We start from the raw sequence: 13,029 nt of genomic DNA on the forward strand, positions 1-13,029 counted from the left end.
GCGAGCCGCCCGGCCGCGCGCGCCGCAGCGCCCGCCGCCGCCGCCACAGCCGCCCCCGCGACCGCGGCGGCCGCCAGCGGGCCCGCGGTCGCGGGCGCCGTGCCGGTGGTCGGCGGACAGCCGGTGAACGTCGCGGGCGCCCGGCTCTCGGCCGGGCAGCCCCTGCCCCCCGCCGAGCTCGAGGCCTTTGTGGATGGCATGGTCAAGGACGCCATGGCCCGCGAACACGTCGCCGGCGTCACCGTCAGCGTCGTCCAGAACGGCCAGGTCCTGCTGAAGAAGGGCTACGGCTTCGCGGACCTGACGCCGCGCCGGGCGGTGGATCCGGACCGGACCCTGTTCCGCATCGGCTCGATCTCGAAGACCTTCACGTGGATTGCGCTGATGAAGGAGGTGGAGGCCGGGCGGGTGCGTCTCGACGCGCCGGTCAACCTCTACCTGCCCGAGAAGGTGCGGGTCCGCGACCAGGGCTACCAGCGCGACGTGGCGGTCTGGAACCTGATGGACCATTCCCCGGGCTTCGAGGACCGCGCGCTCGGCCACCTGTTCGAGAACGACGCCGACCGTGTCCGGCCGCTCGAGCTCTACCTGCGGCAGGAGCGGCCCCGGCGCGTGTTCGCCCCCGGCGTGGTCTCCAGCTACTCCAACTACGGTGTCGGCCTGGCCGGCCAGGCGGTCTCCTACGTCACCGGCAAGCCCTTCGAGCGGCTGGTGGAGGAGGAGATCTTCACCCCGCTCGGCATGAGCCGGACCACGTTCCGCGAGCCGCGGCCGCTGAAGCGCGGCCTGCCCGAGCCGATGCCGGCCGCGCTCGCCGCCGACGTCTCGGACGGATATCGCTGGGTCGATGGCCGCTTCCAGCGGCGGGGCTTCGAGTACGTCGGCCAGATCGCGCCCGCCGGATCGGTGTCGTCCACGGCCGGCGACATGGCCCGGTACATGATCACCCTGCTGAACGGTGGCCAGCTCAACGGCGTCAGCATCTACGGCCCGCGCGCCGCCCGCGCGTTCCGCACCCCGCTGCGCCCCACCCCGCCGGGGATCAACGGCTGGGCCCACGGGTTCATGATCTATGACCTGCCGGGCGGCTACCGCGGCTTCGGCCATGGCGGCGACACCATCTTCTTCCACTCCAACATGGTGACCGTCCCGGCGCTGAACCTCGGGATCTTCATCTCCACCAACACCGAGACCGGCGCCCAGCTCGCCGGCCGCTTCCCGGACCGGCTGGTGCGCGAGTTCTATGGCGCGCCGCACACCTTCCCGCGGCCCGGCTCGCCCGCGCTCGCCCGCGACGCCGGAGCCTTCACCGGCTACTATCTCGGCACCCGGCGCGCCTACGGTGGACTGGAGGGCTTCGTCGGCTCGCTGATCTCCGGCGTGAAGGTCGGCGTCACGCCGGAGGGCCGGCTGACCACCGCCAGCGACAGCGGCGTCCGCACCTGGGTCCCCGAGGGGCCGCTCTCGGAGGGCCGCTTCATCGCCACCGACGGCGACCAGCGGCTGGCCTTCGTCATGCGCGACGGCCGGGCCGTGGCCTACCTGCCGAGCTTCGGCGCCGTCCGCTTCGAGCGCGCCGCCTTCTGGCGCCAGCCCGGCGTGCTCGCCCTGCTGGCCGGCCTCACCGCCGTGGCGGCGGTGGCGACGCTGGTGGGCATCTTCCTGCGCAACCGCCGGGAGTTCCGAGAGAACGCGGTCCAGAGCCGCGCGGCCCTGCTCCAGAACATCCAGGCCGGCCTGTGGCTGATCTCCATGGCGCTGCTCGGCGTCTGGGCGACCAAGACGACGGACATCTCGCAGATCATCTACCGCTGGCCGGGCGCCCTGATGATCACCGCCTCGGCGTGCGCCCTGGTCGCCGCCGCGCTCACGGTGGCGACGCTGGTGGCCCTGCCCGCGGTCTGGCGCGGCGGCCGACGGGTGGATTCCTGGACGCCGATGCGGAAGGTGTTCTTCACCGTCACGGTCCTCGTCTACTCGGCCTTCGCCCTGGTCCTGGGCCTGTGGGGCGCGCTCAGCCCCTGGAGCGGCTGAACCGTTAACAGCTTAGCTTGCGAAGCGCCCGCTCCGGACCCCGGGGCGGGCGTTTTCCTTCGGGAAACCATAGACTTGGACATTCCGTCGCAGGTCCGGGGACGGAGGGTCTGAAAGGGCGATCTTAAAGCCCCGTTTACCAAGCGGCCGGTAATTCTTGCCTAGCGGCGGGCGGGGCTGATTTGCGCGCGCCTCAGTGTTTCGGGTTGGGGGAACGACGCGCTTGAACCAGTTCATGGCGGCGCTTCAGCGTTTCGGGATCGGCCGCCTCGCGGCGATCCTCGGGATCGGGGCCGGCGTGGCCGCGGTGCTCGTCGCCGTGACCATGAACCTGGGTGAGCCCAAGGCCCTGCTCTACTCCAACCTCGACCTCAAGGAAGCCGGCTCCATCACCGGCGCCCTCGACCAGGCCGGCGTGAAGTACGAGGTGAAGGGCGACGGCTCGACCATCCTCGTGCCGCGCGACGAGGTGGCCTCCACCCGCCTGATGCTGTCGTCGAAGGGCCTGCCGACCGCCGGCTCCGTGGGCTACGAGATCTTCGACGAGAGCAACGCCCTCGGCCAGACGGACTTCGTCCAGCAGCTCAATCGCCAGCGGGCCCTGGAAGGCGAGCTCGCCCGCACCATCCGCGGCCTGGACGGCGTCAGCTCGGCCCGCGTCCACCTCGTCCTTCCCAAGCGCCAGCTCTTCGACGACGAGGCCGAGCAGCCGTCGGCGTCGGTGAACATCACCATCGGCGGCCGCGAGCCCAGCGCCGAGCAGGTCCGGGCTATCCAGAACCTGGTCTCCGGCGCGGTGCCGAACCTGAAGCCCGACCGCGTCACCGTGGTCGACCAGCACGCGAAGACTCTGTCCGGCGGCGAGACCGGCATGGCCGCCGAGGCCGATGGCCGCAAGACCGAGGTGGAGCAGCGCATCGCCAAGCAGGTGAAGCAGCTCGTCGAGGGCATCGTCGGCCCCGGCAAGGCGCGGGTGAACGTCACGGCCGACCTGGAGCTCGCCCGGGTCACGGTCCAGCAGGAGACCTTCGACCCGGACGGCCAGGTCATCCGCTCGGAAAGCACCACCGACGAGAACGCCCGCGAGAACGAGCCCGAGACCAACGGCGAGGTGTCCGCCGCGGCCAACATCCCGGGCGGCCCGGGGGCCGGCGCGGGCATGAACTCCTCTGCCAGCGGCCGTCAGGAATCCACGACCAACTACGAGATCTCCAAGACGGTCCGCACCGAGGTGCAGGAGCCCGGCCAGGTGAAGCGGCTGTCGGTGGCCGTGGCGGTCGACGGCGTCAACGCGCCGGGCCAGGGCGGCCGCCCTGGCGCCTACACGCCGCGCAGCGCCGAGGAGATGCAGCGCATCGAGCAGCTCGTCCGCACCGCCGTCGGCTTCAACCAGGACCGCGGCGATCAGGTGAGCGTCGTCAACGTGCGCTTCCCGAGCGAGGACAATCCCTCGGGCGTCGAGGCGGCCAACCCGCTGATGGGCTTCGACAAGAACGACATTATGCGCGGCGCCGAACTCGGCGTCCTGGTGCTGGTCGCCCTGCTGATGATGTTCTTCATCGTCCGGCCGCTGCTGAAGGGCGCGGTGGGCGGCGGCGGCGGCCTGCCCGCCCTGACCGGCCCCCAGGTGACCCAGGTCGCCACCACCGCCGACGGCCAGCCGATGCAGATCGGCTCCGACGGCTTCGGCGCCCTGCAGCTCCCCGCCCCCGGCCAGCTCGACCAGAAGATCGACATCGCCCGCATCGAGGGCCAGGTGAAGGCCAGCTCGATCAAGCGCGTCTCCGAGTTCGTCGAGAAGCATCCGGAGGAGTCGGTCTCGATCCTCCGTAGCTGGCTGCACGAGAGCGCGTGATGCTCAAGGGCAAGACCGTCGAAAGCGCGTCCAAGCTTAGCGGCCCCGAGAAGGCGGCCGTGGTCCTCCTCGCGCTCGGCGAGGAGCACGCCGAGGTCTGGAAGCAGCTCGACGAGGACGAGATCAAGGAGATCTCCCAGGCCATGGCCGGCCTGGGCACCGTCGCCTCCTCGGCGGTCGAGGACCTGCTGGTGGAGTTCGTCTCCGGCGTGGCCGGCACCGGGGCCCTGATGGGCTCCTTCGAGCAGACGCAGAAGTTGCTCGCCTCGATCATGCCGCCCGACAAGGTCGACGCCCTCATGGAGGAGATCCGCGGCCCCGCGGGTCGGACCATGTGGGACAAGCTCGGCAACGTGAACGAGGTCGTCCTCGCCAACTACCTGAAGAACGAATACCCGCAGACCGTCGCGGTGGTGCTGTCGAAGATCAAGTCGGACCACGCCGCACGGGTGCTCGCCGCCCTCCCCGAGGACTTCGCGCTCGAGTGCGTGCAGCGGATGCTGCGCATGGAGCCGGTCCAGCGGGAGATCCTCGACAAGATCGAGCAGACGCTGCGCACCGAGTTCATGTCGAACCTGGCCCGCACCTCGAAGCGCGACAGCCACGAGATGATGGCCGACATCTTCAACGCCTTCGACCGCCAGACCGAGGCGCGCTTCATCACCGCCCTGGAGGAGCGCAACCGCGAGTCGGCCGAGCGCATCCGCGCGCTGATGTTCGTCTTCGAGGATCTCGGCAAGCTCGACCCGGGCGGCGTCCAGACCCTGCTGCGGGCGGTGGACAAGGACCAGCTCGGCCTCGCGCTCAAGGGCGCCTCGGACACCCTGCGCGAGATGTTCTTCTCCAACATGTCCGAGCGCGCGGCGAAGATCATGCGCGAGGACATGGAGACCATGGGCCCCGTGCGCCTGCGCGACGTCGACCAGGCCCAGATGGCCATGGTCCAGGTCGCCAAGGACCTGGCCGCCAAGGGCGAGATCATGCTGGCCGGCTCCGGCGGCGAAGACGAGCTGGTGTACTGATGTCCGGCCTCCGCAAATTCGACTTCGACACCGAGTTCGACGCCGGCGGCGGCGTGGCCTACCAGGCGCCGCGGCCGAAGACCGCCTTCACCCCGGAGGAGGTCGAGCAGATCCGCGCCGAGGCCTATGCCCAGGGCGAGCGAGCCGGCCTGCAGAGCGTCAACGCCGCCCAGGCGCGCGCCATGGCCGAGGTCGCCGCGGCGTGCCGCCAGGCCCTGCCGACGCTGGCCCAGGTGGCCCACGAGCACCGGGTGGGCTCCGCCCAGCTCGCGCTCGCCTGCGGCCGGGCTATCGCCGACGCCGCCCTCGCTCGCTTCCCCGAGGCGCCGCTGCAGGCCGCCCTGGAGAGCCTCGCCCGCGAGATCGAATCCGCGCCCCGGCTGGTCATATCGGTGGCCCCGGCCATGGCGGAATACATGCAGGAGAAGGTGGGCCACGCCGTCGCCGCCACCGGCTTCGCCGGCGCCCTGACCATCCGCACCGACACCTCCATCCCGCCCTACGCCTTCACCCTCGATTTCGGGGACGGCGCGGCGGCCTTCGACCCGCAGGCCGCGGCCCAGCGGGTGAGCGAGGCGCTCGAAGCGGCCCTCGCCGCCGAGGGCCTGCACGCCGAGCCCCTGATCCCTGGAACCTGAGCCTGACGCGAACCCATGTCCGAGAACGACCTGAGACTCGACGAATTCGCCCCCGGCGAGGGGCCGCTGCCCGAGACCCTTGGCGGCGAGGAGAAGACCGCCACCGACCTGGCGCCGGTCTTCGACGTGCCGGTGAACATTTCCGCCGTGCTCGGCCGGGCCAGCCTGTCGGTGGCCCAGCTCCTGGAGCTGGCCCAGGGCTCGGTGCTCGAGCTCGACCGCAAGGTCGGCGAGGCCATCGACATCTATGTGAACAACCGCCTGGTGGCGCGGGGCGAGGTCGTCATCGTCGACGAGCGCCTGGGCGTGACCATGACCGAAATCATCAAGGACGGCGACGCGGCGGCCTGAGGCCGAAGCGTCTGACTGAAGGAGACCAACCATGCGGCTTCTGGTCGTCGGCAGACTGAACGGACAGCTCTCCACCGCCGTGAAGATGGCGATGAGCGCGGGCGCCAAGGTTAGCCATGTGGAGACCATCACCCAGGCGACCCACGCGCTTCGGGCCGGGCAGGGCGCCGACCTGCTGATGGTCGACTACGAGCTCGACATCGCCTCCCTGATCTCGGCCAACGAGGCCGAGCGGATCCGGGTGCCGGTGGTGGCCTGCGGCATCGGGGCCGACGCCGTGGGCGCCGCCGCCGCCATCAAGGCCGGCGCCAAGGAGTTCATCCCCCTGCCGCCGGACGCCGAGCTGATCGCCGCCGTCCTCGCCGCCGTGTCGGACGACAACCGCCCGATGGTGGTCACCGATCCGGCCATGCACCAGGTCATCGCGCTGGCCGACCAGGTGGCCGGCTCCGACGCCTCGATCCTGATCACGGGGGAGAGCGGCGTCGGTAAGGAGGTCATCGCCCGCTACGTCCACCAGAAGTCCCGCCGGGCCGCGAAGCCGTTCATCTCGGTGAACTGCGCGGCCATCCCGGAGAACCTGCTGGAGAGCGAGCTGTTCGGCCACGAGAAGGGCGCCTTCACCGGCGCCGTCGCCCGCCGCATCGGCAAGTTCGAGGAAGCCAACGGCGGCACCCTGCTGCTGGACGAAATCTCCGAGATGGACGCCCGCCTGCAGGCCAAGCTGCTGCGCGCCATCCAGGAGCGCGAGATCGACCGGGTGGGCGGCGCCAAGCCCGTGAAGGTGGACATCCGGATCCTCGCCACCTCGAACCGCGACCTCGCCCAGGCGGTGAAGGAAGGCACGTTCCGCGAGGACCTGCTCTACCGCCTGAACGTCGTGAACCTGAAGATCCCGTCCCTGCGGGACCGCCCGGCCGACGTGATCGCCCTGGCCGAGCACTTCATCAAGAAGTACGCCGCCGCCAATGGCGTGCCGGAGCGCCCGTTGTCGGCCGAGGCCCGCCGCCGGCTCACCCTGCACCGCTGGCCCGGCAACGTGCGCGAGCTGGAGAACGCCATGCACCGCGCGGTGCTGCTCTCCACCGGCCCGGAGATCGAGGAAGGCGCCATCCGCCTGCCCGACGGCCAGCCCCTGGCCGCCGCCGATCCGCACGTGCGGACCGCCCAGGCCGCATCCTTCGCCGCCGAGACCGCCACCCGCGGCTTCGTGGGCCAGACGGTCGCCGAGATGGAGCAGCGGCTCATCCTCGACACCCTGGAGCACTGCCTCGGCAACCGGACCCATGCGGCCAACATCCTCGGCATCTCGATCCGGACGCTGCGCAACAAGCTGAAGGAGTACACCGAGGCCGGGGTGCCGGTGCCGGCGCCGCAGATGGGCGCGAGCGCGGCCTGACGGAATCGCGGCACAGGAGACCAAGGCTCCGCTTCCAGGGGGCTGAGCGGCGCTGAACATGGCGGACACGGGAACCACAGGACTGGCGACGCCACGGCTCACGCCCCGCGAGGTGTGGGGCTGGGTGGCGCGAGGCGAGGTCGGGCTGGCGCTCGGCATCGCGGCCATCGTGGTCATCCTGATCCTGCCGGTCCCGGCCTTCCTGCTGGACCTTTTCCTGGCGATCTCCATCGCCAGCTCGGTGCTGATCCTGATGACGGCGCTGCTGATGAAGCGCCCGCTGGACTTCACCTCGTTCCCGGCCGTGCTGCTGGTGACGACCCTCTACCGGCTCGGACTGAACATCGCCTCCACGCGCCTGATCCTCGGCCACGGGCACGAGGGGTCGCACGGAGCCGGCCAGATCATCCAGGGCTTCGGCAACCTGATGATGGCGGGCAACTTCGTCATCGGGGTGATCGTCTTCGCCATCCTGGTGCTGGTGAACTTCGTCGTCATCACCAAGGGTTCGGGCCGGATCGCCGAAGTGGCCGCCCGCTTCACCCTGGACTCCATGCCCGGCAAGCAGATGGCGATCGACGCCGACCTGTCGGCGGGCCTGATCGACGAGGCCGAGGCCCGCAAGCGCCGCAAGGAGCTGGAGCAGGAGAGCACCTTCTTCGGGGCCATGGACGGCGCCTCGAAGTTCGTGAAGGGCGACGCCATCGCCGGCCTGGTGATCGTCGCGATCAACATCATCGGCGGCATCCTCATCGGCGTCGTGCAACACAAGGTGCCGATCGGCGAGGCCTTCTCGACCTACACCATCATGACCATCGGCGACGGCCTGGTCTCGCAGATCCCGGCGCTGATCATCTCCATCGCCGCCGGCTTCCTGGTGTCGAAATCCGGCGTCGAAGGCTCCGCCGACAAGGCCCTGGTGGCGCAGTTGGCCATGAACCCGATCAGCCTCGGCATGGTCGCCGCCTGCTCCGGCGTCATCGCCCTGATCCCCGGCATGCCGATCATCCCCTTCGCCCTGATCTCCATCGGCACCGGCATGCTGGCCTGGCGACGCTCCCAGAAGGCGGCCGCGCCGCCGCCCGTGGAGATCGCGCCCACCGAGACCGAGGAGCAGGAGGAGCCGATCGGCCAGACGCTGGCCATCGACGAGATCAAGATCGAGCTCGGCTACGGGCTGCTGGGCCTGATCAACGACCTGGAGGGCCGCCGGCTCACGGATCAGATCAAGGCGCTGCGCCGGACGCTCGCCGCCGACTTCGGCTTCGTGATGCCGAGCGTGCGGATCCTCGACAACATGCGCCTGCCCTCCCAGGGCTACTGCATCCGCATCAAGGAGATGGAGGCCGGCTCCGGCGAGGTGCGGCTCGGCCAGCTCATGGCCATGGACCCGCGGGGGGGACAGGTGGAGCTGCCCGGCGAGCACATGCGCGAGCCGGCCTTCGGCCTCCCGGCCACCTGGATCGACGAGAGCCTGCGCGAGGAGGCGACCTTCCGCGGCTACACCATCGTGGACCCGGCCACGGTGCTGACCACGCACCTGACCGAGATCCTCAAGGAGAACATGCCGGACCTGCTCTCCTACGCCGAGGTCCAGAAGCTGATCAAAGAGCTGCCGGCCGAGCAGAAGAAGCTGGCCGACGACCTGATCCCCTCGGTGGTCACCGCGACCACGGTGCAGCGCGTGCTGCAGGCCCTGCTGCGCGAGCGCATCTCGATCCGTGACCTGCCGGCGATCCTGGAAGGCATCGGCGAGGCCGCGCCGCACACCGCGTCGGTCACCAACCTGGTGGAGCAGGTCCGCTCCAGGCTCGCCCGCCAGATCTGCTTCGCCTACCGCGGCGACGACGGCGCCCTGCCGATCATCACGCTCTCGCCGGAGTGGGAGTACGCCTTCGCCGACGCCCTGGTGGGCCAGGGCGAGGAGAAGCAGCTCGCACTGCCGCCGTCGCGCCTGCAGGACTTCATCCGCGGCGTGCGCGACACCTTCGAGCGCGCGGCGCTGTCCGGCGAGAGCCCGGTCCTGCTCACCAGCCCGACCATCCGCCCCTATGTCCGCTCGATCATCGAGCGCTTCCGCGGCCAGACCCCGGTGATGAGCCAGAACGAGATCCATCCGCGCGCCCGGCTGAAGACCGTCGGCACCATCTGACGGACCAAGCGTCGCGCCCGGGGCTGACGCTACGACGTTGCGACCGGAGCCTGCGGCTGGTAGCGGTTCGGCAAGCGAGGAGCGCGACGAAGCTCCGGTGAGTCTTGGGATCAGGATGCGGCGACCTCTCAACAGACCTCGTGGCCAGGGTTCCGCCGTCCTTTGGGACCTGCTGACCTTCGAGAAGCTGATGACCAACCAGGTCATCCACCTGATCTATTGGGCGGGGCTGGGCGTAATCGCCCTGGGCGCCTTCGGCTCCATCGGCGCGGCGGTCGGCGTGGCGATCCGCGAGAACAGCATCTTCGGCGTCCTGCTGGCCATTCCCGTGCTGGTCGGCGGCCTGCTGGTGATCGGCGCGCTGGCGCTGCTGTGGCGCTCGTTCTGCGAGTTCTACGTGGCGATCTTCAAGATCAGCGAGGACCTGAGCGTGCTGCGCCAGGACGTCGAGGCCGAACGCGCCCGCGTCGGCCAGCCCCGGCCTTAGGCGCCCGGCGGCGGCGGAGCGCGACTAGCCCGCCGCTTTCCGCAGGCCGAGCTCGTCCATGGCCGCGGCCTCGAGCTTGGCGGTCTTCTTGACCTCCGCCAGTCGCATCTGCTCGGCGATGTGCTCGTACTTCTTCTGCTCTTCAAACGCCTGGGCGAGCGCGTCGCGGGCGCCCGCCTCCTCGGCGGTGATGATCTCGATCTGGGCGCGCACCTGCGCCTTGCGGGTCTCGAGCGCCGCCAGGAACCGCATCAGGTCGCCGCTGGACGAGGCGTCGGCCTGCGCCATCTCGGCGTAGCCCTGGGCGTCGAGCATGCCCAGGCGCATCTCCTGCTGGCGCTTGCGGTCGCCGATCTCGGCCAGGCGCTTCTGCAGGGTCTCGACCTCGAAGCCCGAGAGCTTGATCAGGGATTTCGCCCAACTGCTCATGCCGCCTCATTCAGGATCTGCGAGAGCGCCGCGAACGACGACTCCAGGCTCGTCGCCTCATCGGGCGACTGGGACAGGAAGGCTTCCAGCGACGGGTTGAGCTGGATCGCGCGGTCGACGTCGGGGTCGGCCCCCTGGCGGTAGGCACCGATGCGGATCAGCTCCTCCATGTTCGAATAGGCCGACAGCGACCGGCGCGCGGCGGTGACGATCTCGCGCTCGTGCGGGTGCTGGCAGCCCGGCATGGTCCGGCTGATCGACTTCAGCACATTGATCGCCGGGAAGCGGCCGCGCTCGGCGATCGCCCGCTCCATCACGATGTGGCCGTCCAGGATACCGCGCACGGCGTCGGCGATCGGTTCGTTGTGGTCGTCGCCGTCCACCAGCACCGTGAAAAGGCCGGTGATCGGACCAGCCTCGGTGCCGTCCGGCCGGATCGGGCCCGGGCCCGCGCGCTCCAGCAGCTTCGGCAGCTCGGTGAAGCAGGTGGGCGTGTAGCCCTTGGTCGTCGGCGGCTCGCCGGCGGCCAGGCCGATCTCGCGCTGGGCCATGGCGAAGCGGGTGACGGAGTCCATCAGGCAGAGGACCTCCATCCCCTGGTCCCGGAAGAACTCGGCGATGGCCAGGGTCATGTAGGCCGCCTGCCGGCGCTTGAGGGCCGGCTCGTCGGAGGTGGCGACCACGACCACCGCGCGGCGCAGCCCCTCCTCGCCCAGGGTCTCCTCGATGAACTCGCGAACCTCGCGGCCCCGCTCGCCGATCAGCCCCACCACCACCGCGTCGCAGTCGGCGTTCTTGGCCAGCATGGAGAGCAGCACCGACTTGCCGACGCCGGAGCCGGCGAAAACGCCGAGCCGCTGGCCGCGGCAGCAGGTGGTGAAGACGTTCATCGAGCGGACGCCCAGGTCCAGCCGCTCGCCCACCCGGGCCCGGGCGTGGGCTGGCGGGGGCGGCGCCTTCAGCGGATAGGCCGCCATGCCCTGCGGCAGCGGCCCGTGGCCGTCGATCGCCTCGCCGAACGCGTCGACGATGCGGCCGAGCCAGGCCCGTGTCGGACGGACGGCCCCGCCCTGCGGCTCGATGCGGATCTCCGCGCCGGGGGCGACGCCCTCCACCGGGCCGAACGGCATCAGCAGCGCCCGGGTCTCGCGGAAGCCCACCACCTCGGCGGCCAGCGGCGCCTCGCCGTGGCGCTGGATCTCGGCCCGCGCGCCCACCGCCAGGCGCGAGAGCCCGCCGCGCGCCTCGATCAGCAGGCCGTTCACCGCCGCAACGCGGCCGGAGACGGTAAGGGGATCCAGCCGCTCGACCGCGGCTACAAGGCTCTGCACGAAACGCCCTCGACTTGAGGGGCGAGAGTCCGTGCTTCGCTGTTAAGAGGTGGTGAAGATTTGCCGCCTCCCCCGAAGGGGGAGCCACATGGCCGCACCCGCCAGCGCCAGGCCGGCGCCGAGCGCCAGCATCGGGTGCTTCTGGACCTCGGTGTAGAGGGAGAACCGCCGGCCGCGGTAGGCCGGGGTCTCGGTGTGGCCATCGTAGGTGGGCGAGCGGAGGCCGTCGTCCGGCCAGTCCCGTCCCCGCCGGCGCGAGAGCGGCGGGATCAGCCGGGCGAACAGCCGGTCGGCGATCGGCGGGGCCGCCGCGGTGGTCAGCACCATGGGGCGCGAGCCGAAGCCCACCGTCATCTGCCGCACCGGGTGGGTCGCGGCGTGCAGGATGGCGTCGGCCACGACCTCCGGCGCATAGCGCACCGGCGGCACCTGCGGGGTGGCGTCCGTCAGGTTCTTCATGTGCTCAGGGAAGGGCGTGGAGATGCTGGACGGCTTGATCAGGCTCAGCGAGACCGGCGCCTTCTCGCGGATCAGTTCCATCCGCAGGCTCTCGGTGAAGCCCTTCACCGCGTGCTTCGACGCCGCATAGGCCCCCAGCATCGGCGAGCCCACGTCCGACAGCACCGAGCCCACATTGATCACCGCGCCCGGTTCGCCGCGAGCCCGGAGGTGGCGGACGGCCGCCAGGGTCCCGTTGACCACGCCGAAGTAGTTGGTCCGGAACAGCCGCTCGTGGTCGGCGAAGGCCACCTTCTCGAGTTCACCATAGATCCCCACCCCGGCGTCGTTCACCCAGGTGTCGAAGCCGCCGAAACGGACCTCCGCAGCGGCGACCACCGCCTCCACCTGGTCCGGATCGCCGACGTCGGCCGCGACGGCGTCGGCGCGGCCCCCGGCCGCCTCGATCTCGCGCCGGACCTGCTGCAGGACTTCCTCGTTGCGAGCCACTAAGACCACTGAGGCGCCGCGCGCGCTCGCCGCCCTGGCGGTGGCCAGCCCGATGCCGGAACTCGCCCCGGTGATGACGACGACCTGTTCGGCAAGGGGCTTGAGCTTGAGACGCATGGCGCGCTCCGGAGGCGGGGGAACGCCGCGCTAACCGGCGGCAGACGACCATCGTTCCAGCCGCCGCCCGTTCTTTATCTCAACTGAGAGACGTTCCCGGCCGGGGCGCGACGATCCGCCCGGTGTGCGGGTGCGGCTGAAGCTGGTGAACGGCCTCGAGGCGTCCTGGCGCGGAACGCCGTCGCCCACCCTCGCGCGGAGGGTCTGCTCCCGCCGCACCTCGGCTGAGCCCCGCTTCGCGTCCGCTGTCCACTCACAAAAGATTC

The 13,029-nt window shown here is 70.6% G+C and carries 11 protein-coding genes; 8 read left to right on the top strand and 3 right to left on the bottom strand.

What is annotated here, in order from left to right:
- The 8 genes from ACE3Q8_RS21420 to ACE3Q8_RS21455 all read left to right on the top strand — a co-directional run.
- On the top strand, positions 1-2,034 hold a 2,034-nt coding region (locus ACE3Q8_RS21420; RefSeq protein ID WP_374472707.1), incomplete at its 5' end, for a serine hydrolase domain-containing protein.
- A gap of 223 nt (positions 2,035-2,257) precedes the next feature.
- Entirely contained in the window at positions 2,258-3,889 is a 1,632-nt protein-coding gene (gene fliF, locus ACE3Q8_RS21425; protein WP_374472709.1) for a flagellar basal-body MS-ring/collar protein FliF, read from the top strand.
- Positions 3,889-4,911 (top strand): flagellar motor switch protein FliG, encoded by a 1,023-nt coding sequence (gene fliG / locus ACE3Q8_RS21430; protein WP_374472711.1) that lies wholly within the window; start codon positions 3,889-3,891, stop codon positions 4,909-4,911. Before fliF ends, fliG begins: the two co-directional genes overlap by 1 nt.
- Positions 4,911-5,549: a flagellar assembly protein FliH gene (locus ACE3Q8_RS21435; RefSeq protein WP_374472713.1), complete on the top strand. Its 639-nt coding sequence runs from the start codon at positions 4,911-4,913 to the stop codon at positions 5,547-5,549. Before fliG ends, ACE3Q8_RS21435 begins: the two co-directional genes overlap by 1 nt.
- A gap of 15 nt (positions 5,550-5,564) precedes the next feature.
- Positions 5,565-5,900 carry a flagellar motor switch protein FliN gene (fliN, locus tag ACE3Q8_RS21440; protein ID WP_374472715.1) on the top strand — a complete coding sequence of 112 codons (336 nt, stop codon included), beginning with the start codon at positions 5,565-5,567 and terminating at the stop codon, positions 5,898-5,900.
- A gap of 31 nt (positions 5,901-5,931) precedes the next feature.
- A complete protein-coding gene (locus tag ACE3Q8_RS21445) occupies positions 5,932-7,299 on the top strand; it encodes a sigma-54 interaction domain-containing protein (RefSeq protein ID WP_374472717.1) in 1,368 nt (455 codons plus the stop codon).
- A gap of 58 nt (positions 7,300-7,357) precedes the next feature.
- Positions 7,358-9,451 carry a flagellar biosynthesis protein FlhA gene (gene flhA, locus ACE3Q8_RS21450; protein WP_374472719.1) on the top strand — a complete coding sequence of 698 codons (2,094 nt, stop codon included), beginning with the start codon at positions 7,358-7,360 and terminating at the stop codon, positions 9,449-9,451.
- A 115-nt stretch (positions 9,452-9,566) separates the two neighbouring features.
- Positions 9,567-9,938 (top strand): DUF4282 domain-containing protein, encoded by a 372-nt coding sequence (locus tag ACE3Q8_RS21455; protein ID WP_374472721.1) that lies wholly within the window; start codon positions 9,567-9,569, stop codon positions 9,936-9,938.
- Between the two features lie 24 nt (positions 9,939-9,962).
- Here ACE3Q8_RS21455 and ACE3Q8_RS21460 read toward each other — a convergent pair whose 3' ends face one another.
- Genes ACE3Q8_RS21460 through ACE3Q8_RS21470 form a run of 3 tightly spaced genes read right to left on the bottom strand, consistent with a single transcriptional unit; the run spans position 9,963 to position 12,763 of the window.
- The gene (locus ACE3Q8_RS21460; RefSeq protein ID WP_374472722.1) at positions 9,963-10,367 is read right to left on the bottom strand and encodes a flagellar export protein FliJ; all 405 of its coding nucleotides are present in this window, start codon (positions 10,365-10,367) and stop codon (positions 9,963-9,965) included.
- Positions 10,364-11,698 carry a flagellar protein export ATPase FliI gene (gene fliI, locus ACE3Q8_RS21465; RefSeq protein WP_374472724.1) on the bottom strand — a complete coding sequence of 445 codons (1,335 nt, stop codon included), beginning with the start codon at positions 11,696-11,698 and terminating at the stop codon, positions 10,364-10,366. The genes ACE3Q8_RS21460 and fliI overlap by 4 nt, the downstream gene beginning before the upstream one ends.
- A 42-nt stretch (positions 11,699-11,740) precedes the next feature.
- Positions 11,741-12,763 (bottom strand): SDR family oxidoreductase, encoded by a 1,023-nt coding sequence (locus ACE3Q8_RS21470; RefSeq protein WP_374472726.1) that lies wholly within the window; start codon positions 12,761-12,763, stop codon positions 11,741-11,743.
- Between the last annotated feature and the right edge of the window lie 266 nt (positions 12,764-13,029).

The organism is Phenylobacterium sp., from assembly GCF_041913825.1.
Lineage (GTDB): Bacteria > Pseudomonadota > Alphaproteobacteria > Caulobacterales > Caulobacteraceae > Phenylobacterium.